At 57.1% G+C, this 22,112-nt stretch carries 15 protein-coding genes and 1 pseudogene; 12 read left to right on the top strand and 4 right to left on the bottom strand.

The window, feature by feature from the left end:
- Positions 1-890 (top strand): glycerate kinase (locus tag PFH44_RS14080; RefSeq protein ID WP_283825292.1); only part of this gene is annotated, 890 nt, incomplete at its 5' end.
- Between the two features lie 50 nt (positions 891-940).
- Here the strand turns inward: PFH44_RS14080 and barA are convergent.
- On the bottom strand, positions 941-3,694 hold the full coding sequence (gene barA / locus PFH44_RS14075) for a two-component sensor histidine kinase BarA (protein ID WP_045857526.1): 2,754 nt from the start codon (positions 3,692-3,694) through the stop codon (positions 941-943).
- Positions 3,695-3,751: 57 nt separating this feature from the next.
- On the opposite strand from barA, the gene rlmD reads away from it, so the two are divergent.
- From rlmD to eno, 5 genes are all read left to right on the top strand, one after another.
- Positions 3,752-5,092 (top strand): 23S rRNA (uracil(1939)-C(5))-methyltransferase RlmD, encoded by a 1,341-nt coding sequence (gene rlmD / locus PFH44_RS14070; protein ID WP_283825291.1) that lies wholly within the window; start codon positions 3,752-3,754, stop codon positions 5,090-5,092.
- Between the two features lie 130 nt (positions 5,093-5,222).
- Positions 5,223-7,460, top strand: a complete 2,238-nt coding sequence (gene relA / locus PFH44_RS14065; RefSeq protein ID WP_045857530.1) for a GTP diphosphokinase — start codon at positions 5,223-5,225, stop codon at positions 7,458-7,460.
- Between the two features lie 142 nt (positions 7,461-7,602).
- Positions 7,603-8,394 (top strand): nucleoside triphosphate pyrophosphohydrolase, encoded by a 792-nt coding sequence (gene mazG / locus PFH44_RS14060; RefSeq protein ID WP_283825290.1) that lies wholly within the window; start codon positions 7,603-7,605, stop codon positions 8,392-8,394.
- Positions 8,395-8,618: 224 nt separating this feature from the next.
- A complete protein-coding gene (gene pyrG, locus PFH44_RS14055) occupies positions 8,619-10,256 on the top strand; it encodes a glutamine hydrolyzing CTP synthase (RefSeq protein ID WP_045857534.1) in 1,638 nt (545 codons plus the stop codon).
- Between the two features lie 80 nt (positions 10,257-10,336).
- Complete coding sequence (eno, locus tag PFH44_RS14050) at positions 10,337-11,635, top strand: phosphopyruvate hydratase (RefSeq protein ID WP_045857537.1); 1,299 nt, start codon at positions 10,337-10,339, stop codon at positions 11,633-11,635.
- A gap of 68 nt (positions 11,636-11,703) precedes the next feature.
- Here the strand turns inward: eno and PFH44_RS14045 are convergent, their stop codons facing one another.
- Entirely contained in the window at positions 11,704-12,813 is a 1,110-nt protein-coding gene (locus PFH44_RS14045) for an SDR family oxidoreductase (protein WP_283825289.1), read from the bottom strand.
- 481 nt (positions 12,814-13,294) lie between these two features.
- On the opposite strand from PFH44_RS14045, the gene queE reads away from it, so the two are divergent.
- A complete protein-coding gene (gene queE, locus PFH44_RS14040) occupies positions 13,295-13,966 on the top strand; it encodes a 7-carboxy-7-deazaguanine synthase QueE (RefSeq protein ID WP_041147731.1) in 672 nt (223 codons plus the stop codon).
- A gap of 38 nt (positions 13,967-14,004) precedes the next feature.
- Here the strand turns inward: queE and PFH44_RS14035 are convergent, their stop codons facing one another.
- Positions 14,005-15,483, bottom strand: coding sequence for an FGGY-family carbohydrate kinase (locus PFH44_RS14035; protein ID WP_283825288.1), 1,479 nt, complete (start codon positions 15,481-15,483; stop codon positions 14,005-14,007).
- A 25-nt stretch (positions 15,484-15,508) separates the two neighbouring features.
- On the bottom strand, positions 15,509-16,807 hold the full coding sequence (locus PFH44_RS14030) for an MFS transporter (protein ID WP_259226070.1): 1,299 nt from the start codon (positions 16,805-16,807) through the stop codon (positions 15,509-15,511).
- Between the two features lie 318 nt (positions 16,808-17,125).
- On the opposite strand from PFH44_RS14030, the gene PFH44_RS14025 reads away from it, so the two are divergent.
- The 5 genes and pseudogenes from PFH44_RS14025 to PFH44_RS14005 form a co-directional block, all read left to right on the top strand.
- Entirely contained in the window at positions 17,126-17,911 is a 786-nt protein-coding gene (locus PFH44_RS14025) for an SDR family oxidoreductase (RefSeq protein WP_045857545.1), read from the top strand.
- Positions 17,912-18,105: 194 nt separating this feature from the next.
- Positions 18,106-19,560, top strand: coding sequence for an FAD-binding oxidoreductase (locus PFH44_RS14020; RefSeq protein ID WP_132513037.1), 1,455 nt, complete (start codon positions 18,106-18,108; stop codon positions 19,558-19,560).
- 111 nt (positions 19,561-19,671) lie between these two features.
- Positions 19,672-21,084, top strand: coding sequence for an MFS transporter (locus PFH44_RS14015; RefSeq protein WP_283825287.1), 1,413 nt, complete (start codon positions 19,672-19,674; stop codon positions 21,082-21,084).
- Positions 21,062-21,844 carry an adenine nucleotide alpha hydrolase family protein gene (locus tag PFH44_RS14010; RefSeq protein ID WP_283825286.1) on the top strand — a complete coding sequence of 261 codons (783 nt, stop codon included), beginning with the start codon at positions 21,062-21,064 and terminating at the stop codon, positions 21,842-21,844. The genes PFH44_RS14015 and PFH44_RS14010 overlap by 23 nt, the downstream gene beginning before the upstream one ends.
- A pseudogene (locus PFH44_RS14005) lies at positions 21,841-22,112 on the top strand (electron transfer flavoprotein); the annotation flags it as partial. The gene PFH44_RS14010 and the pseudogene PFH44_RS14005, both read left to right, overlap by 4 nt.

The raw sequence follows: 22,112 nt of genomic DNA, 5'->3' as shown, positions 1-22,112 counted from the left end.
GCTGCGCCTATATTGAAAGGGCGGCGGCCAGGGGCCTGGAGAGCGTACCGCCGGCGGGCCGTAATCCGCTGCTCACCACCAGCTGGGGGACAGGGGAGCTGATCCGCCACGCGCTGGACGGTGGCGTGAAGCAGATTATTATCGGCATCGGCGGCAGCGCCACTAACGACGGCGGCGCCGGGATGGTGCAGGCGCTGGGCGGCAGGCTGCTGACGGAAGATAACCGGCAGATTGCGGCCGGCGGCGCGGCGCTGGAGGAGCTGGCGAAGATTGATCTCAGCGAGCTGGATCAACGCTTAACGGATTGCCGCATCGAGGTTGCCTGCGACGTGACCAACCCGCTTACCGGCCCGGAAGGCGCGACGGCGGTATTTGGCCCGCAGAAAGGGGCGACGGAGGAGATGATCGCCCGCCTCGATCGCGCGCTGGCGCATTTCGCACAAATTATTCATCGCGATCTCGGCATTGATGTCCTGCATCTTGAGGGCGGCGGCGCGGCGGGCGGAATGGGCGCCGCGCTCTACGCGTTTTGCGGGGCGAAGCTGCGCCCGGGGATTGAGATTGTGACCGACGCCCTGCACCTCGCGGAGCGGGTGGCGGACGCTGACCTGGTTATCACCGGCGAGGGGCGCATTGACAGCCAGACGATTCACGGCAAGGTGCCGGTTGGGGTGGCTAAGGTGGCAAAAAGCTACAACATCCCGGTGATTGGCATTGCCGGCAGCCTGACGGCAGACGTGGGCGTTGTGCACCAGCACGGGCTGGATGCGGTTTTCAGCGTACTCTATTCGGTCTGCACCCTCGAAGAGGCGCTGGAAAACGCCGCCGATAACGTGCGCATGACGGCGCGCAACGTGGCGGCTATACTGAAAATGGGGCAAAGACTGTAGCTGCGCTCCGCGGGGCCGGGCCGTTGCCAGGACCCGCAGAGCTGCCGGGGCTAGATGCCCATTAGCTTGCACGCTTCCCGCGTGACGTTATCCATCTCATCCAGCAGCTCCAGAAGCTCGGGCTCCAGATCTTCGGCGGCGGTTCCCGCGCGCAGCTGGCTCTCGATTGTCTGACACAGCTTCTTCAGCCGCGGCACGCCGCTGTAGCTGCAGCTTCCGTGAAGCTTATGAATCAAATCCAGCAGCCCTTCCGGCTCCTCGCCCACCAGCTGCTCTTCAACCTTGTTACGCACCTCCGGCATAAAGGCGATCAGCATCTGCAGCATCTCCCGCGCCAGGTCCGGCTTCATCGCCGCCTGCCGCAGCGCCAGCGGCCAGCTGAGGGTAACGTTATGATCGATCGGGGGTTCAACCACTTCGGCCGCCAGCGGGGCGGCGGCGTGCATCCCCGGCTGATAGCGCAGCAGCAGGCTGTGCAGCTTCTCCTCTTCAATCGGTTTTGCCAGGTAATCGTTCATGCCGGCGCTCAGCAGCTTCTCTTTCTGTCCCTCCAGGGCGTGGGCCGTGACCGCGATGACCGGCGTTTGCTGGTGGTGAGGGAGGTGGCGGATGAGCTCGCAGGCGCGAATGCCGTCCATGTCCGGCATCTGAATATCCATCAGCACCAGATCCAGCTGCATCTCCCTGGCCAGCTCCACGGAGCGCTGGCCGCTCTCGCAGAGCGTCACGTTCTGGACCAGGTCTTCCAGCAGCACGCCGATAAGCTTCAGGTTGGCCGGATTATCGTCAACCGCCATTACCGTCATCGGCAGCTTGCTGCTGTCCGTATGCGTCAGCATCACCGCGGGCTGCGTCCGGCAGGAGGCCGTCAGCGCAGGGAGGAGCCGGGTTGAGGTCAGCGGTTTAAGCAGGCAGGCGGCCACGCCCTCGCGCTTCAGCGCTTCGGCGTTGATCTGCGCGTGGCAGGGGAGCGCGAGAAGTAAGTTATCGGCCATCGAACAGGCTTTGGTGAGCTTATCCTTTTGCTGGTTAAGGTCGCGCATGGAAACCGGAATACCGGCCAGCAGAATATCGTAATGTGCCTCCGGCAGAGCGGAAAACGTCGGACTGTAGACCACCTTCAGCGGCGTGTTGGCCAGCAGCTCCATCGTGCACTGGGCCGCCGCGGCGTTGGCTTCGACATAGGCCAGCGTTTTCCCGCGCAGACAGTCGGTGAGCGGGCTATCGGGAATGGCGTTCGGGTTAAGGTCGAGGCTGATGTGGAACCAGAAGGTCGAGCCGCGATTAGGCTGGCTGTGGAAGGAGATATCGCCCCCCATCTCCTTCACCAGCCGCTGGGTAATGACTAGCCCCAGCCCGGTGCCGCCGTGGCGGCGAGAAATGCTGGCATCTGCCTGGCGGAAAGCCTGGAACAGCCGCGACTGGTCGCGCTCCGGAATGCCGATCCCGGTATCGTGAATTTGGATCTCGATCTGCACCCGGGAGTTGCTGATGGCGCGCTGCTCCACCAGCACGTCGATATTCCCGTGCTCGGTGAACTTGATGGCGTTGCCCACCAGGTTGGTGATGATCTGCTGCAGGCGCAGCGGGTCGCCGATAATATTATCCGGCACGTCATTTTTGATATTGAGCGTCAGCTCCAGCCCTTTATCGTGCGCCGAGTGCGCCAGCAGGGTCACCACCTCATCCAGCGAATTGCGCAGCAGGAACGGGATGCTCTCGAGAATAAGCTTCCCGGCCTCCAGTTTGGAGAAGTCGAGCACGTCGTTGATGATCGCCAGCAGGTTGTTGGCGGAGCGCTCGATGGTGGTCAGATGATCGCGCTGGGTGGTGTTTAAATCGGTTTTTAGCGTCAGGCGGGTAAAGCCAATCACGCCGTTCAGCGGCGTACGCAGCTCGTGGGACATATTGGCGAGGAACTCTGACTTGATACGCGCGGCTTCCTGAGCGCGTTTTTTCGCCAGATCCAGCTCCACGTTTTGGATCTCCATCTGCTCGAGGGTTTCGCGCAGATCGGACGTCGCCTGATCGATATTGTGCTGCATCTCTTCATGGTAGGCCGCCAGCGACATCGCCATGGAGTTGATGCCGTTCTTCAGCATATCCAGCTCGCCGAGCATAAAACCTTCGACGCGGCTATCCAGCTGCCCGCGGCGAATGCGGTCAACGGTATTCACCATATTGCGGATCGGCCCGGTGACGTCCCGCATCAGCCGCCAGCCGAAAATCAGCGCAATGCCGATACAAAACAGCATCATGACGCTGGAGATAAAAATTTCTTTGTACTGCTGCAGGCGTACCGATTTCAGGTCCAGCTCAAGGGCCACGTAGCCCAGCATGTTGCCGGGCATTTTGGCATCGGTCACCGGCGACTCATCGGGCGAATAGCTCTCCGAGATGATAGGGGTACGCAAAATCATCACGTCGCCTTTGCGGGTCACGCTGAGCTGGTGGGGGAACTTTGCCCCTTTTTCCAGCCGCAGCTCGCTGGGGTTAAGCTGAAAATTGGACGTCACAAAAAGCTTATTTTGCGAATCATAGATCGAAATTGCGCGCACAATGTCCGAGTGGCGGCGGTGCAGCACGCTTATCAGCTGCCCGATAGATTCGCGGTTTTGCAGATTCATGCCATATTCACTGGAGACCGCCAGCGGCTCGATAATACTGGCTCCGGCGTCTTCCAGCTGCCGCTGCAGGTCGTGATAGCGATGCGCGACGAAGAAAATACTGAGCAGCAAACCAATAAGTACGGTGGGTGCCAGAATAAGAATCATCATGCGAGCACGTAGGCTGTAGTTGGTCATGCGGTTCCGTTATGGGAGAATAAGAGTCAGTATATTTGATTGAGACAAATCTCTACGATGGCGCAATTCTACTCTGCAAAACGGCGTGTGACGACGCGCCAGATCATAACCGTTACAGTAAATGACCTCGATACCTTTGGTCAGGGCGTTGCGCGTCACCAGGGAAAAGCGCTGTTTGTTCGCGGGCTGCTGCCGCAGGAGCAGGCCGAGGTGGTGCTGGTTGACGAGAAAAAACAGTACGCGCACGCCACGGTAAAACGCCGCCTCAACGACAGCCCGCAGCGCCAGACGCCGCGCTGCCCGCATTTTGGCGTCTGCGGCGGCTGCCAGCAGCAGCATGCCGGCGTTGAGCTGCAGCAGCAAAGCAAACGCGCCGCGCTCGGTCGCCTGATGAAACGCGATGTCGATGAGATTATAGCCGCTTCGCCGTGGGGCTATCGTCGACGCGCGCGCCTGAGCTTGAATTATCAGCCAAAGACCCAACAATTACGCATGGGCTTTCGCCAGGCCAGCTCCAGCGACGTTGTCGAAGTGGTGCGGTGCCCCGTTTTGGCGCCCGCTCTTGAGGCGTTGCTGCCGGCGGTACGCGAATGTCTGAGCAGCCTGAAATCCGTGCGCCAGCTGGGCCACGTTGAGCTGGTGCAGGCCGATAACGGGCCGCTGATGGTATTGCGTCACACCGCAGCCCTGCCCGCCGGCGATAAAGAAAAACTGGAACGATTTTCGCAATCTCACGGTCTTTCCCTGTACCTGGCGCCGCAAAGCGAGATACTTGAACATATTAGCGGCGAAGCGCCATGGTATACGTCAGACGGACTACGCTTAGTGTTCAGTCCGCGCGACTTTATTCAGGTTAACGACGGCGTTAATCAGCTGATGGTGCGCACGGCCCTCGAGTGGCTGGATATTCAGCCGCAGGACCGGGTGCTGGATCTGTTCTGCGGAATGGGCAATTTTACCCTACCGCTGGCGCAGCGCGCCGCGCAGGTTGTGGGCGTTGAGGGCGTTCCCGCTCTGGTGGAAAAGGGGCGCGAGAACGCCGCGCTTAACCATCTGCATAACGTCACATTCTTCCATGAAAATCTGGAAGAGGACGTCACGCGCCAGGCCTGGGCGAAGCATGGCTTTGATAAAATCCTGCTCGACCCGGCAAGAGCCGGCGCGGCGGGCGTGATGCAGCATATTATAAAACTGGCCCCGCAGCGCGTAGTCTATGTCTCCTGCAACCCGGCGACGCTGGCGCGCGATAGCGAACTGCTTTTAGCGGCGGGGTATGAAATCCAACGCCTGGCGATGCTGGATATGTTCCCGCATACCGGGCATCTGGAATCAATGGTGCTGTTTGAGCACAAGCTTGCACAAAATCATACGAATCGCATCGAGGCGGCGGTAGAGTAAATCCTCAGCGGCCCGCTTAGCCCAGAAACTGAGGTGAGCGACAGACGCCGACGCGACGCGATTTGCAGGATGACGTGTAAAAGTTGAGGCTTGCCGACTTCGGCAGGCCAGGTCCCTTAAGGAGAGGACAATGGTTGCGGTAAGAAGTGCACATCTAAATAAAGCTGGTGAATTTGACCCGAATAAATGGATCGCGAGTCTGGGAATTTCCAGCCAGCAGTCGTGTGAACGCTTAGCCGAAACCTGGGACTATTGTCGCGAGCAAACGCAGGGGCATCCGCGTGCGGATATCCTGCTATGGCGCGGCGTGGAGATGGTAGAAATCCTCTCCACATTGAGCATGGACATCGATACGCTGCGGGCGGCGATGCTGTTCCCGCTGGCGGACGGCGAGGTCGTCAGCGAAGAGGTGATGCAGGAGAGCGTCGGTAAATCGGTGGTGACCCTGATCCACGGCGTACGCGATATGGCGGCCATCCGCCAGCTCAAGGCCACCCATACCGACTCCGTCTCCTCAGAACAGGTGGATAACATTCGCCGCATGCTGCTGGCGATGGTCGACGATTTCCGCTGCGTGGTCATCAAGCTCGCCGAACGTATCGCCCACCTGCGGGAAGTCAAAGACGAGCCTGAAGATGAGCGCGTACTGGCGGCAAAAGAGTGCACCAATATCTACGCCCCGCTGGCCAACCGCTTAGGCATCGGCCAGCTGAAGTGGGAGCTGGAGGATTACTGCTTCCGCTACCTGCATCCGGACGAATATAAGCGCATTGCCAAACTGCTGCACGAGCGGCGAATCGACCGCGAACACTACATTGACGAATTCGTCGGCCACCTGCGCTCGGAAATGAAAACGGAAGGCGTTAAGGCCGAAGTGTACGGCCGGCCGAAGCACATCTACAGCATCTGGCGTAAAATGCAGAAAAAACATCTCACCTTTGATGAGCTGTTTGACGTCCGGGCGGTGCGTATTGTCGCCGAGCGCCTGCAGGACTGCTACGCCGCGTTGGGGATAGTACATACTCACTATCGTCATCTGCCGGATGAGTTCGATGATTACGTTGCTAACCCAAAACCGAACGGCTACCAGTCTATTCATACCGTAGTGCTCGGTCCCGGCGGCAAAACGGTGGAAATTCAAATTCGTACTCGCCAGATGCATGAGGATGCCGAGCTGGGCGTCGCCGCGCACTGGAAGTACAAAGAGGGCACCGGCGCGGCGGTGGGCGGCGGCCGCGGTTACGAAGATCGTATCGCCTGGCTGCGTAAGCTGATCGCCTGGCAGGAAGAGATGGCGGATTCTGGCGAAATGCTGGATGAAGTGCGTAGCCAGGTCTTTGACGACCGGGTTTACGTTTTTACGCCGAAAGGCGACGTCGTCGATTTACCCTCCGGCTCAACGCCGCTCGATTTCGCCTACCACATCCACAGCGACGTCGGGCACCGCTGCATCGGGGCGAAAATCAGCGGACGCATTGTGCCGTTTACCTATCAGCTGCAGATGGGCGATCAGATTGAAATCATCACCCAGAAGCAGCCCAACCCGAGCCGCGACTGGCTGAATCCGAACCTTGGCTACGTCACCACCAGCCGTGGGCGCTCGAAAATTCACGCCTGGTTCCGCAAGCAGGATCGCGACAAGAACATTATCGCCGGGCGGCAGATCCTTGACGATGAGCTTGAGCATCTCGGCATCACCCTCAAGGACGCAGAAAAGCATCTGCTGCCGCGCTACAACTTCAACGAGCTGGACGAGCTGCTGGCGGCCATTGGCGGCGGAGATATTCGCCTTAACCAGATGGTCAACTTCCTGCAGGCGCAGTTCAATAAGCCGAGCGCGGCCGAGCAGGATGCGGCGGCGCTGAAGCAGCTGCAGCAGAAGAGCTGGGCGCCGCAGAATCGCAGCAAAGACAACGGTCGGGTGGTTGTGGAAGGCGTCGGCAACCTGATGCACCACATCGCACGCTGCTGTCAGCCGATCCCCGGGGATGAGATCGTCGGCTTTATCACCCAGGGGCGCGGGATTTCGGTGCACCGGGCGGACTGCGATCAGCTGGCGGAGCTGCAGTCGCACGCGCCGGAGCGGATCGTTGACGCGGTCTGGGGAGAGAGCTATTCAGCGGGCTACTCGCTGGTGGTGCGCGTGGTCGCCAACGATCGTAGCGGGCTGCTGCGCGATATTACCACCATCCTCGCCAACGAGAAGGTCAACGTGCTGGGAGTTGCCAGCCGCAGCGATACCAAACAGCAGCTGGCCACCATCGATATGACCATCGAAATCTATAACCTGCAGGTGCTGGGCCGCGTGCTCGGCAAGCTGAATCAGGTGCCGGACGTTATTGATGCCCGCCGTCTGCACGGCGGCTAATTTCTCTCCTTTCACCATCAACCTCTCCCGGCAGGGAGAGGTTGCCTCTGGCCCGGCCCCGGCGCTGCCGGCATCGGGTTGCGGTTTTCTGACTAAACGGGGTGGGTGAGGGGAAATACGCGTAATTTTGCAAGGAATCACCATGACTCAAATCGACCGCCTGCTCGGCATTATGCAACGCCTGCGCGACCCGGAAACCGGCTGCCCGTGGGACAAAGAGCAGACCTTTGCCACCATTGCCCCCTATACCCTCGAAGAAACCTACGAAGTGCTGGACGCTATAGCCCGCGAAGATTTTGACGATCTGCGCGGCGAGCTGGGAGACCTGCTGTTCCAGGTGGTGTTCTACGCCCAGATGGCGCAGGAAGAGGGACGCTTTGCCTTTGACGACGTTTGCGCGGCTATCAGCGACAAGCTGGAGCGCCGCCATCCGCATATCTTCGGCGATGCCAGCGCCGGCACCAGCAGCGAAGTGCTGGCGCGCTGGGAAGCGATAAAAAGCGCCGAGCGGGCGGAAAAATCCCAACACTCCGCGCTGGATGATATTCCGCACAGCCTGCCGGCGCTGATGCGCGCGCATAAAATACAGAAGCGCTGTTCGGGAGTGGGCTTTGACTGGACCTCGCTCGGCCCGGTGCTGGACAAGGTGCACGAGGAGATCGATGAGGTGATGCACGAAGTGCAGCAGGCGGTGGTAGATGAAGCTAAACTGGAGGAGGAAGTGGGCGACCTGCTGTTTGCGACGGTCAATTTATCCCGTCATTTAGGCGTCAAAGCTGAGGTTGCGCTGCAAAAAGCCAACCTCAAATTTGAGCGTCGTTTCCGCGAAGTTGAGCGCATTGTGAGCGCGCGCGGGCTGGAGATGACCGGCGTAGACCTCGATACCATGGAAGAAGTGTGGCAAGAGGTAAAGCGGCAGGAAACTGATCTCTAACGAGTTTTCGTGATCAAGCGCTATTTGTGTGATTTTTTAAATGACAAGCGCTTGATTTGCGTCAAAAACATTTACCCAAAAGGGGCTATTTTCTCACTCCCTATGTTTGTCATGACCTGGAAAGGAGACGGAGTAATGAAAGTTTGTGGCGCTCGTCGTGTTCGGGTATACTACTTTCCCGTCCTGGTTATTCCATCGTTTCACCCTAACTTCTCAGGTTCAGCATGACAACGAACTATATTTTTGTGACCGGCGGGGTCGTATCCTCTCTGGGTAAAGGCATTGCCGCAGCATCCCTCGCAGCTATTCTCGAGGCCCGTGGGCTTAACGTGACCATGATGAAACTGGATCCGTACATCAACGTCGATCCGGGTACCATGAGTCCTATCCAACACGGGGAAGTGTTCGTTACTGAAGACGGCGCTGAAACCGATCTGGACCTGGGCCATTACGAGCGTTTCATCCGCACCAAAATGAGCCGCCGCAATAACTTCACTACGGGTCGTATTTACTCCGACGTCCTGCGCAAAGAGCGCCGTGGTGATTACCTGGGCGCAACCGTACAGGTTATTCCGCACATCACTAATGCGATTAAAGAGCGCGTGCTTGCCGGTGGCGAAGGTCACGACGTGGTGCTGGTTGAAATCGGCGGTACCGTCGGTGATATCGAATCCCTGCCGTTCCTCGAAGCTATCCGTCAGATGGCGGTAGAAATTGGCCGCGAGCATACCCTGTTTATGCATTTGACCCTGGTGCCGTACATGGCAGCAGCCGGTGAAGTCAAAACCAAACCGACTCAGCACTCCGTAAAAGAGCTGCTTTCTATCGGTATTCAGCCAGATATTCTGATCTGCCGCTCCGATCGGGCGGTCCCGGCAAACGAACGTGCTAAAATTGCATTGTTCTGTAACGTCCCGGAAAAGGCCGTTATTTCTCTGAAAGATGTCGATTCCATTTATAAAATTCCGGGCCTGTTGAAATCTCAGGGTCTGGACGATTATATTTGTAAACGATTCAGCTTGAACTGTCCGGAAGCAAACCTGGCCGAATGGGAACAGGTTATCTACGAAGAAGCTAACCCGGCAGGCGAAGTCACCATCGGTATGGTCGGTAAGTACATTGAGCTGCCGGATGCCTACAAATCGGTGATTGAAGCGCTGAAACACGGCGGTCTGAAAAATCGCGTGACCGTTAACATCAAGCTGATTGATTCGCAGGATGTGGAAACGCGCGGCGTCGAAATTCTGAAGAATTTGGATGCTATCCTGATCCCGGGCGGCTTCGGCTACCGCGGCGTTGAAGGTAAGATTGCCACCGCGCGCTTTGCGCGTGAAAACAATATTCCATATCTGGGTATCTGCCTGGGTATGCAGGTTGCGCTGATTGAGTTCGCGCGCAACGTAGCGGGGATGGAGAACGCCAACTCCACGGAATTTGTGCCAGACTGTAAGTTCCCGGTTGTGGCGCTCATTACCGAATGGCGTGATGAAGAAGGCAACGTCGAAGTCCGCTCCGAGAGAAGCGATCTCGGCGGCACCATGCGCCTGGGCGCGCAGCAGTGCCAGCTGGACGAAGATAGCCTGGTACGCCAGCTGTACGGCGAGCCGACAATCACCGAGCGCCATCGTCACCGTTATGAAGTCAACAACATGTTGTTGAAACCTATTGAAAATGCGGGCCTGCGCGTTGCGGGCCGTTCCGGGGACGATCAGTTGGTCGAGATCATCGAGGTGCCGAACCATCCGTGGTTTGTTGCCTGCCAGTTCCACCCGGAGTTTACTTCTACGCCGCGTGATGGTCATCCGCTGTTCGCTGGTTTTGTGAAAGCGGCAAGCGAGTACCAGAAGCGTCAGGCGAAGTAAAAGAGTTAGAACGGCAATGCACCCATCCGGGTGCATTGTTTGTCTGGAGTTTTAGTTTAACTTGTACTGAGGAAAATCTAATGTCCAAAATCGTTAAAGTCATCGGTCGTGAAATCATCGACTCCCGTGGTAACCCGACTGTTGAAGCCGAAGTACACCTGGAAGGTGGTTTCGTTGGTATGGCAGCAGCTCCGTCAGGTGCTTCTACTGGTTCCCGCGAAGCGCTGGAACTGCGCGATGGCGACAAATCCCGTTTCATGGGCAAAGGCGTACTGAAAGCTGTTGGCGCGGTTAACGGCCCGATCGCTCAGGCAATCCTTGGCAAAGACGCCAAAGACCAGGCCGGCATCGACAAGATCATGATCGATCTGGACGGTACTGAAAACAAATCTAACTTCGGTGCGAACGCAATCCTGGCCGTGTCCCTGGCGAACGCCAAGGCAGCAGCTGCTGCTAAAGGTCAGCCGCTGTTCGAACACATCGCTGAGCTGAACGGTACTCCGGGCAAATACTCCATGCCGGTTCCGATGATGAACATCATCAACGGCGGCGAGCACGCGGACAACAACGTCGACATCCAGGAATTTATGATTCAGCCGGTTGGCGCTAAATCCCTGAAAGAAGCCGTACGTATGGGTTCTGAAGTGTTCCATAACCTGGCTAAAGTTCTGAAAGCTAAAGGCATGAACACCGCAGTGGGTGACGAAGGCGGCTACGCGCCGAACCTGGGCTCCAACGCTGAAGCTCTGGCAGTTATCGCTGAAGCGGTTAAAGCTGCTGGCTACGAGCTGGGCACCGACATCACTCTGGCGATGGACTGCGCGGCTTCTGAATTCTACAAAGACGGTAAATACGTTCTGGCCGGCGAAGGCAACAAAGCGTTCACCTCTGAAGAGTTCACTCACTTCCTGGAAGACCTGACCAAACAGTACCCGATCGTCTCTATCGAAGACGGTCTGGACGAATCTGACTGGGACGGCTTTGCATACCAGACTAAAGTTCTGGGCGACAAAATCCAGCTGGTTGGTGACGATCTGTTCGTAACCAACACCAAGATCCTGAAAGAAGGTATCGAGAAAGGCATCGTTAACTCCATCCTGATCAAATTCAACCAGATCGGTTCTCTGACCGAAACTCTGGCTGCGATCAAAATGGCGAAAGACGCTGGCTACACTGCCGTTATCTCTCACCGTTCAGGCGAAACTGAAGACGCTACCATCGCTGACCTGGCTGTTGGTACCGCTGCAGGCCAGATCAAAACCGGTTCTATGAGCCGTTCTGACCGCGTTGCTAAATACAACCAGCTGATTCGTATCGAAGAAGCGCTGGGCGAAAAAGCACCGTACAACGGTCGTAAAGAGATCAAAGGTCAGGCATAAGCCCGTCTTTATCTGATATAAAAATGCCAGTCTGCGGACTGGCATTTTTTTTGTCTACAGATCGGCGATTATTTAAAGTCGACGGCCATCTGCTGCGGAATAGAAAGCCCGCGGGTTGTTTGCACGCAGCGGTCAATGTAATCGGTAAAGCGCGGCGGTTTGGGCATCCCCATACTCAGCAGCTTGTCGTTACTGAAGCGGACGTTAAGCGTGGCGAACGCGCCGTACAGGCGCATGGCTTTGAGCATCAGGCGCTCATTGCACGGACCAAAGATATCTTTTAGCTCACGGCGCATCTTAACCAGCGTCTCGTAGCTCACCTGGGCATAGCTGTCGCCAACCGGCAGACGCTCCAGCGCTGAGGCCATCGCGCTGTCAATCTCGGCAAACCTGACGCTATTTTCTTCCCCCGCCGAGATATGCACCACTTCTCCACGAGCCAGCGGGCTGTCGAGCAGCATCAGCAGCGCGTCGGCACAGTAATCAACGGGAATCACGTCAATTCTGTCCTCCATCGAACACATGAACTTTTGCAGCATCAGGCCCATGCTGAATACCCAGAAGATGCTGCTGGAGGGCTGGCAGCCGTGATGGGTATGGCCGACGACGATAGAAGGGCGGGCGATAGTCAGCGGCAGCGTCGGGCACGCCTGCTGCATCAGCCGCTCGATGGTCGATTTAGAGTGCGTGTACTCCACAAGGTGCTCGGCGCGCTCGCGGAATTCGGCGCTTTCCGCAACCAGAGAATCAGGTTCCGGCGAGCACGACATTGCCGTGCCAACGTGCAGGAAGCGCTGCAACCCGGAGACCTCGGCCATGCGTTGGGCAAAGCGCAGGGTCCCCTCAACGTTGACTTTCCAGATCAGCGGGTTGTTGCCGAACGAGGCGACGGCGGCGCAGTTGAGCACGTGGGTCACGCCATCGAGGCGCGCATCGGCAAGGAATTCTTCAGGATTCGCCAAATCACCCAGCAGGATGTGCCGGGTACTCAGCGTCGCCAGCGCCTCCTCGGCGATATTGAATTTACGCAGATTGTCTTTAACCCGGGCAAGCGCTGCTTCACCATTATTGGCACGAACTAAAAGCAGCAGATTAACCTCATTTTTTTGATTGAGGATATTCTCTAAAACTGCCCCACCCAGAAATCCGGTAACGCCTGTTATTAATAATGTCTTCATGAATACAGTCTCATCATGGTTAGTGGAGTGGATTCTAGGCGGGCTAAACTAAACGGTGGGTAAATGGCAAATGGGCTATTTAGACCAATCCTTAAGACGGTATTAAGGTTATGAACGGGCGCGGATTGGATTCGACATCAGGCTATTTATAAAGATTCGATCTTTCATGTATCAGTTTGTACGTTACTGATTTTGTTTGTTATTTTATTTATTATTCAGGTTTTTATATTTTTCATTAATGTCATAATTAAAATTTTTTGTTACATCAAAGACGGGGATCTAAAAAATAAAATGAATTATTACCGGGCGGCGGATAGTTTTATAAACTGGCGGGGCGAAGAGGAACAATAGCCGCGGTTTGATCCTCCGCTGTCTGGCCTGCGGGCCGAGGGGAGCGAAGCGCGCGCCATCGCAGCTGAGGACAAGACCTGGGCGTGCAAATCTGCGATAATGATAGTTTAGAGCCTAAACAGAGATGATTATGCAGTACCCGATTAACGAGATGTTCCAGACCTTGCAAGGCGAGGGTTACTTTACCGGCGTACCAGCCATTTTTATTCGCCTGCAGGGATGCCCGGTTGGTTGCGCCTGGTGCGATACCAAACATACCTGGGACAAACTTGCCGATCGGGAAGTGTCGCTGTTTAGCATTCTGGCGAAAACCAAAGAGAGCGACAAATGGGGCCCGGCCAGCGGCGAAGATCTGCTGGCGATCATTGGCCGCCAGGGGTGGACCGCTCGTCACGTGGTGATCACCGGCGGTGAGCCCTGCATCCACGATCTCACCCCGCTGACGACCCTGCTTGAGCATAACGGCTTCAGCTGTCAGATTGAAACCAGCGGCACCCATGAAGTGCGCTGCAGCCCGCGGGCCTGGGTGACGGTTTCACCGAAGGTCAACATGCGCGGCGGTTACGACGTGCTGTCGCAGGCGCTGCTGCGCGCGGATGAAATCAAGCATCCGGTGGGTCGCGTGCGCGATATCGAAGCGCTGGATGAACTGCTGGAAACGCTGACCGACGACAAGCCGCGCATTATCGCTCTGCAGCCCATCAGTCAGAAAGAGGATGCGACGCGTCTGTGCATTGAGACCTGCATCGCCCGCAACTGGCGGCTGTCGATGCAAACGCACAAGTATCTGAATATTGCCTGATCAAGCGCCGGGTAGATCTCCTCTACCCGGCACCTCCGCTACGCGTTCGACCAGCTTTGAATCGCGTCGACGTTTTCCCGATTTCCATGGATGACCGCATACGACTTTTTCAAAATCGGATCGGTATAGGTGGTTAACTCCCTGAAAATTTCCTTATTTAACGCCTCATAGCGGCTGGCATTCTCTTCTACCGGCATGAAGGTATCTTTTACCCGCACCATATTTTCAACCGCTGCCTGGTATGAGGGATATAAACCCAATCCCACCGCGGCGTTGATTGCCGCCCCGAGGCTGGCGCAGCCGTTAATCACGTTGCGCCTGGCCGGCAGGTTAAAGACGTCGGCGAAGATCTGCATAAAGAGGTCGCTGTTCGAACCGCCGCCGGTAATGATGATATGTTTAGCGAACTGGTTCATTTCATTGCACATATTGTCATAGTTATTTTTCAGCGTCAGCGCAACGCTCTCCAGGATGGAGCGATAAATCCACGCGTAGTCCATGCTGGAATCAAAACCGATCATGATCCCGCGCTTATAGGGCTCCCAGGGGTTCGTTAACCAGTCCAGTACGGTCATTAAACCGTTGCAGCCCGGCGGCACCGCTGCGGCCTTTTTATTTAACAGATCTTCCGGCGACAGCTCCTGGGCCCTGGCGTCCTGAATTAAGGATTCGCCCAGCATGTCCCGCAGCCAGCTCACCGTCCACATTCCCTTGCGAATACCGTACCCCTCGTACAGCAGCGTCTCGGGAATGGAAGACATAATCGGCCAGTAGGCGACGGGATCTTTCGGCAGCGCTTTGCCGTTCATCATCAGGGCGATATAGGTGCCCAATGAGATAACCGCCGTTTCGTCATCCAGCAGCCCTGCGCCGAGCGCCTCAACCGGCTTATCGCTGGTGGTGCAGATAACCGGCAATCCCGCCGGGAAGCCGGTTGCACGGGCCGCCTGGTCGGTGAGATGACCCAGAATCGTGCCGGGCATCTGCACGTCGAATAGCATCCGGCGCGGAATATTAAACTGCTTAATAACCGCCTCATTGTCGCTCCACCCCCAGGTTTTATAATCCACCGGCCACTGGCCAAAGTAGTTGGCGATATTGTCCTTAAACTCGCCGGTTAAGCGGTGCGACAGATAGCCGGAAAATGAGGTGACCCAGGCCACGTCGGGATTGGTGTGCTCATAGGGCCGGGTGACGCGGGCGTCCTGCCAGCTAATCAGCGGTTCCGCGGGCGTACCGTCGGCTTTAAGGAGCGCGCGGCAGCAGCGAATCGAGCCCAGGCCGATGCCGACAATATCCTCTTTCTGGCCGGTAAACCGGCTCATCAGATCCTTCCCGGCGAGGCAAAGCGAGGTCCACAAATCATCATCAGGATGCTCCGCCGTATCGGCGTCCGGGGTGTGCATGGGCTGCAGCAGGCCCTTTCCCTCGCAGACCACGTTTCCCTGCAGGTCGTACATCACGACCTTGGTGCTCTGGCTCCCGCCATCGATTCCAATGATGTATTTCTTCGACATTATTATTCTCCTTTAATTTTCACCCTCACTCGCCGGCAGTCTCTGCGGCAAGCGATGCCTCGCGCGCTGTCGCGGCGTCGGTGCGGCGTATTTTTCGAAACAGCAAAAAGGTAAAGAGGATCACCATGCTCAGCGCGGCCAGGCCCATTAGCCACATGTTGCGATAGGCGTCTGCGGCGGGGAGGGTGTCCTGCCAGTGGCCGACGATCGGATAGACAAAAACGTCGGGGAGGAAGCCAATGACCGAGCAGATACCGACGGTGGTTCCCATAATATAGCCCGGGGTCCTCGCTTCGCCGGGGCAGGCCCAATAGAGCCCGCGCGAAGCGTAGCAGGTGAAGCCCAGCAGCAGAATCAGGCCGATCCCCATCGCCACGGACTGCGGGTGTGAATTGGTGGCCAGCAGGGCGACCAGCGCCAGAACCCCCACCACCGACAGCAGCTGAATGACGCGGGTCGGGGATTTGACTCTGCTGTAGGTGGTAATAATGCCGCCCAGCGGGCCGCAAATCGCGCGGAAGATTTTGTTGATGACGATCCCCATATAGCTCGCGGCCACCAGCGACATACCGTACATTTCCGTCAGGTAGTTGGTGGAGTAGCTGAGGATGGCGTAGATGGTAAAGACGCCAAAGATGACCATGCTGCAGTACCAGGTGGTGCTGATGCGCAGGACGGCGAGGATATCGCTTAGCTGAAACGCTTTTTTCTCTTCCTGCGCCGCGCCGCCGCGCTGGGGCGCGTCGCTGACAAAGAACCAGCACAGTATCCCCAGCAGGATGTAAACCACGCTGTAAATCAGGATAACGACCTTCAGGCTGTTGCTATCGTCGGGCGCGAAGCGGGAAAAAGCCCACATGGTAAATACCGCCAGCGACATAACGCCAACGCCGCGCAGCCCCTCCATCCAGCCCATGATTTTCCCCTGCTCGCTATGATCGCCGAGCAGTGAGGCGGCCTTAATTGAAACGGACCACAGCATCAGAATGGTGGTGATGGCAAAGGCGACCTGAATACAAAGCATGGCCCACAGCGGTGGATAGGTTGCCATTATTAAACCGAGCAGGCCGGTCACGATCATCGCTGAAGTAATCATTTTGCGGTGCGAGAATTTATCGGCAATAACCCCACTGGGCGCATAGAGAATAATGGCGGTAATACCAAAGGTGCTCATAATTAAGCCGATTTCGGTATTGCTAAATCCCATAAATTTTGCCATTGGGATTTGATAGATATAGCGTAAATAGGCAAGGTCAAAGCTGACTCCGCCGCTAAAGCTAATAATGGCAAGCGTTATCCAACGGCGATATGAATTCTGTTGCATATCGTGATCTCATTTTGAATAGACGAAAAAAAGAGAAAAGTAAGCCGCCTTTGCAGGTGGATTACTTTTCTCTGGTCTCTAGTAATTGCGATTAGGAATAACATGCCAGCGTGGGTTTTAGTGTGAGAATTATCACGCTTCGTAGTTTTACGCTTAATTTATGAGTGAAATATTTATCTGTGATTGCGATCACATTAGCTGCCCGAGCGCTGTGCTAAAAATTTAGCTCAGTTACCAGAGACAATGAGAAAGGTAACTTCCCTCTCGTGGGGGAAGTTACCTTTCTTTTTTTTTGCCTAAAGGAATTTGGAGCCAGCTATGTCAATCGAATCTCTTAACGCATTCTCAATGGATTTCTTCTCTCTGAAAGGTAAAACGGCAATTGTCACCGGCGGCAATAGCGGGCTAGGTCAGGCCTTTGCCATGGCGCTGGCGAAAGCCGGCGCCAATCTGTTTATCCCAAGCGTCGTCAAGGACAACGGAGAGACAAAAGAAATCATTGAAAAACAGGGTGTTGAAGTTGAGTTTATGCAGGTGGATATTACCGCCAAAGGCGCGCCGCAGCGGATCGTTGCCGCCTGCTGTGAACGCTTCGGCACGGTCGATATCCTCGTCAACAATGCCGGAATTTGTAAGCTCAATAAGGTGCTGGACTTCGGGCGGGCGGACTGGGATCCGATGATCGATGTTAACCTGACGGCGCCGTTCGAGCTCAGCCATGAAGCGGCAAAAATTATGATCCCGCAAAATAGCGGTAAAATTATTAATATCTGCTCGTTATTTTCTTACCTCGGCGGCCAGTGGTCACCGGCTTATTCGGCAACGAAGCACGCGCTTGCTGGTTTCACTAAGGCCTATTGCGACGAGCTAGGTCAGTATAATATTCAGGTCAACGGCATCGCCCCTGGCTATTATGCTACCGATATTACGTTGGCTACCCGTAGCAATCCGGAAACCAATCAGCGCGTGCTGGACCATATTCCGGCAAACCGCTGGGGTGATACTCAGGATCTCATGGGGGCAGCCGTATTTTTAGCCAGTCAGGCATCCAATTATGTTAACGGTCATCTGCTGGTAGTCGATGGCGGTTATCTGGTGCGTTAATTTTTAATCGGTGGTTTCTGTATTTTTATTTATTGTCTTACGTAATATCACGCAATATGCATCGAGGCTGAAATAAAAAAAAGTTCCCGTAAACATCGCACCCGATGTCATTGGGGTTTATATCGGCCGTTAATAAAGAAGCAGCTTGCGTGATGCCGCGTCTATTCCGAATTAATTATCAGGAAGGTATTACTATGTCTTTATCCCGTGAAGCGATTGTTGATCAGTTAAAAGAAATTGTCGGTTCCGATCGCGTGATTACCGATGAAACCGTGTTAAAGCGCAACAGCATTGACCGCTTTCGTAAATATGCCGATATCCACGGCGTCTTTACGCTGCCGCTGCCCGCCGCGGTCGTCAAGCTAGGCTCCACCGAACAGGTTTCAAGCGTGCTGTCCTTTATGAACCAGCATAAGATCAACGGGGTCCCACGTACCGGCGCTTCGGCGACCGAAGGTGGCCTCGAAACCGTCGTGGAAAATTCCGTGGTGCTGGACGGCGCCGGGATGAACCAAATCCTGAACATTGATATCGAAAACATGCAGGCAACCGCGCAGTGCGGGGTGCCGCTGGAGGTGCTCGAAAACGCGCTGCGGGCAAAAGGCTACACCACCGGCCACTCGCCGCAGTCTAAGCCGCTGGCGCAGATGGGCGGCCTGGTGGCAACCCGCAGCATCGGCCAGTTCTCCACGCTCTACGGGGCGATCGAAGATATGGTGGTCGGGCTGGAAGCCGTGCTGCCCGACGGCACCGTCACCCGCATCAAAAACGTTCCGCGCCGCGCCGCCGGGCCGGATATTCGCCATATCATCATCGGCAACGAAGGGGCGCTGTGCTATATCACCGAAGTGACGGTGAAAATCTTCAGGTTCACGCCGGAAAATAACCTGTTCTACGGCTACGTTCTGGACGATATGAAGGTGGGCTTCAGCATCCTGCGCGAGGTCATGGTGGAGGGCTATCGTCCGTCGATTGCCCGCCTGTACGATGCCGAGGATGGCACCCAGCACTTTACCCATTTTGCCGATGGCAAATGCGTGCTGATCTTTATGGCGGAAGGCAACCCGCTGATAGCGAAAGCCACCGGCGAAGGGATTGCGCAGGTCGTTGCGCGCTATCCGCAGTGCCAGCGCGTAGACAGCAAGCTGATTGAAACCTGGTTTAACCACCTCAACTGGGGCCCGGAAAAGGTGGCCGCCGAACGCGTGCAGATCCTCAAAACCGGCAATATGGGCTTTACCACCGAGGTATCGGGCTGCTGGAGCTGCATCAATGAGATCTACGAAAGCGTTCTCAACCGCATCCGCACCGAGTTCCCGCACGCCGACGATATCACCATGCTGGGCGGCCACTCTTCTCATAGCTATATGAACGGCACCAACATGTACTTCGTCTACGACTACAACGTGGTGGACTGCAAGCCGGAGGAGGAGATTGATAAGTACCACAACCCGCTCAACAAGATCATTTGCGAAGAGACCATTCGCCTCGGCGGCTCAATGGTGCATCACCACGGGATTGGTAAACACCGCGTTCACTGGAGCAAGCTGGAGCACGGCAGCGCGTGGCCGCTGCTGGAAGGGCTGAAGAAGCAGTTTGATCCAAACGGTATCATGAATACCGGAACGATTTACCCGATTGAAAAATAAGAGCGATAGCTAAAATAATTCGGCTCGCCTGCGGGTGCTAAAAGCGCCCATCCCCTGGAGCATCTATAGCAATGTGACGGGGGAAAGCAAACGCAGCAGGCGGCTTGAAGTATGAGCGCTATATACGGCTTCTCAACCGGGAAGCCGTTTTTTCCGGACCATGAAGGGGGAGAAATGAACGCTTCACCGGTGCGAATGGACGACCTGCCGCTAAACGGCTTTCACTGCCGCATTGCCGCACTAACCTTCGGCGCGCATCTGGTTGACGGCTACGTCCTCGGCGTCATCGGTTACGCCATTATCCAGCTGACCCCCGCCATGCACCTGACGCCTTTTATGGCCGGGATGATCGGCGGGGCGGCGCTGCTTGGCCTGTTTATCGGCAGCCTGATCCTCGGATGGGTCTCGGATCATATTGGCCGGCAGAAGATTTTCAACCTCAGCTTTGTCCTGATTACCGTCGCCTCTTTTCTACAGTTTTTTGCCGCCACGCCTGAACAGCTCATTGGCCTGCGGATCCTCATAGGCATTGGCCTGGGCGGGGATTACTCCGTGGGCCATACGCTGCTGGCCGAATTCGCGCCGCGCCGGCATCGGGGCATCCTGCTCGGCGCGTTTAGCGTAGTGTGGACCGTCGGTTACGTTCTGGCAAGCCTTGCCGGGCACCATTTTATCAGCGACAACCCAGAGGCCTGGCGCTGGCTGCTGGCCTCGTCCGCGCTGCCGGCCCTGCTCATCACGCTGCTGCGCTGGGGGACGCCGGAGTCTCCGCGCTGGCTGTTACGCCAGGGCCGCTTCGCCGAGGCCCACGCCGTGGTGCGCCGCTGTTTCGGCCCGCACGTGCTGCTCGGTGATGAGGTGGTGGCGGCAAGCAATAAACGCATCGGAACGCTATTTTCACCGCGCTACTGGCGGCGAACGGCATTTAACAGCATCTTCTTCGTCTGCCTGGTGATCCCGTGGTTCGTTATCTACACCTGGCTGCCCACCATCGCGGAAACCATCGGTCTTGAAGATGCGCTCACCGCCAGCCTGCTGCTGAATGCGCTGCTGATCGTTGGCGCGCTGCTGGGCCTGGTATTAACCCATCTGCTGGCCCACCGTCATTTTCTGCTCGGCAGCTTTCTGCTGCTGGCGGCGACGCTAATCGTTATGGCCTGCCTGCCGGCGGGCAGCCACTGGACGCTGCTGCTTTTTATCTTATTCAGCACCACAATTTCGGCGGTCAGCAACCTGGTGGGGATTTTACCGGCGGAAAGCTTTCCTACGGATATCCGCTCGCTGGGCGTTGGCTTCGCAACCGCTATGAGCCGGCTTGGGGCCGCCATCAGCACCGGCCTGCTGCCCTGGACCCTGGCGCAGTGGGGGATGACGGTTACCCTTTTGCTATTGGCCGGCGTACTGCTGATCGGCTTTGTGGTGACCTGGCTGTGGGCCCCGGAAACCAAAGCGCTGCCGCTGGTGGCCGCCGGGAGCGGCGATAAAAGACAAGGAGGCGCGAATGAACGTTCTGTTGGCGTTTAAGCCGGAGCCGGACGCCGGCATGCTGGCGGAAAAGGACTGGCAGGCCGCGGCGCTGGATACCCGCGGGCCGGATGTCTCACTCTTGCGCAGCGCCATCGGCGCCGATGAGCAGGCCGCCGCCGCGCTGCTGCTGGCTCAGCGCAATGCGGGCTGCGGGATGACCCTGAGCGCATTAAGCATTGGCGACGAGCGCGCGCTGCACTGGCTGCGCTACTTTGCCGCGCTGGGCTTTGACCAGCGGGTGCTGCTGGAGACGGTAGAGGATCTGCGCTTTGCACCCTCGTTTATCGCCGGACAGATTGCCGACTGGCAGCGCAGCCACGGCGGGGAGCTGATCGTGACCGGCTGTCAGAGCAGCGAGGGGCAAAATGGCCAGACGCCGTTTCTGCTGGCGGAAATGCTCGGCTGGCCCTGTTTCACCCAGGTTGAACGCTTTACGCTCGAACCGCCTTTCGCCGTTGTCGAGCAGCGCACGGACGCCGGCATCCGCCGCTGCCGGGTGCGGCTACCGGCGGTGATTGCCGTCAGGCAGTGCGGCGAAGTGGCGCTCCCGGTACCCGGCATGCGCCAGCGCCTGGCGGCGGCAAAGGCGGACATCGTGCGCCAGGCGGCGACCGCTGAGGCGACGCCTGACGTTCAGTGCCTGCGCCTGGTGCGCCCGGCTCCGCGGCGCGCGGCCGTTATCGTTGAAGGTGCGACGGCGCAGGAGAAAGCCAGGGCGCTGTGGGAGAACTATTTATGCGAGAGGATGCGGCCATGAAGATGGCGATAGTGATGGCCGCAGGCGACAGCGCCGCGATAGGCGGCTGGCTGGCGGGAAACGATCTTGCTTCGGCGGAGCTCGAGCGCTGGACGCCAGACGCCGGGGCGGAGGTTGCCGTGCAGCTGCTGGATGCGCTGGTCGCTCAGTGGCGGCAGACGCCGGTGGATATCGTGTTGTTCCCGGCGGGCGCGCTGGCCGATGAGCTGGCCACGCGGCTGGCCTGGCGCCTGGGGGGCGGCAGCGTATGCCAGGCGCTATCGCTGAA

It is taken from the genome of Klebsiella sp. Ech2A, from assembly GCF_030078455.1.
GTDB classification, from domain to species: Bacteria; Pseudomonadota; Gammaproteobacteria; order Enterobacterales; family Enterobacteriaceae; genus Klebsiella; species Klebsiella terrigena.
Note: the sequence above shows the minus strand (reverse complement) of the source record. Positions and strands in the feature narration are given on the sequence as shown.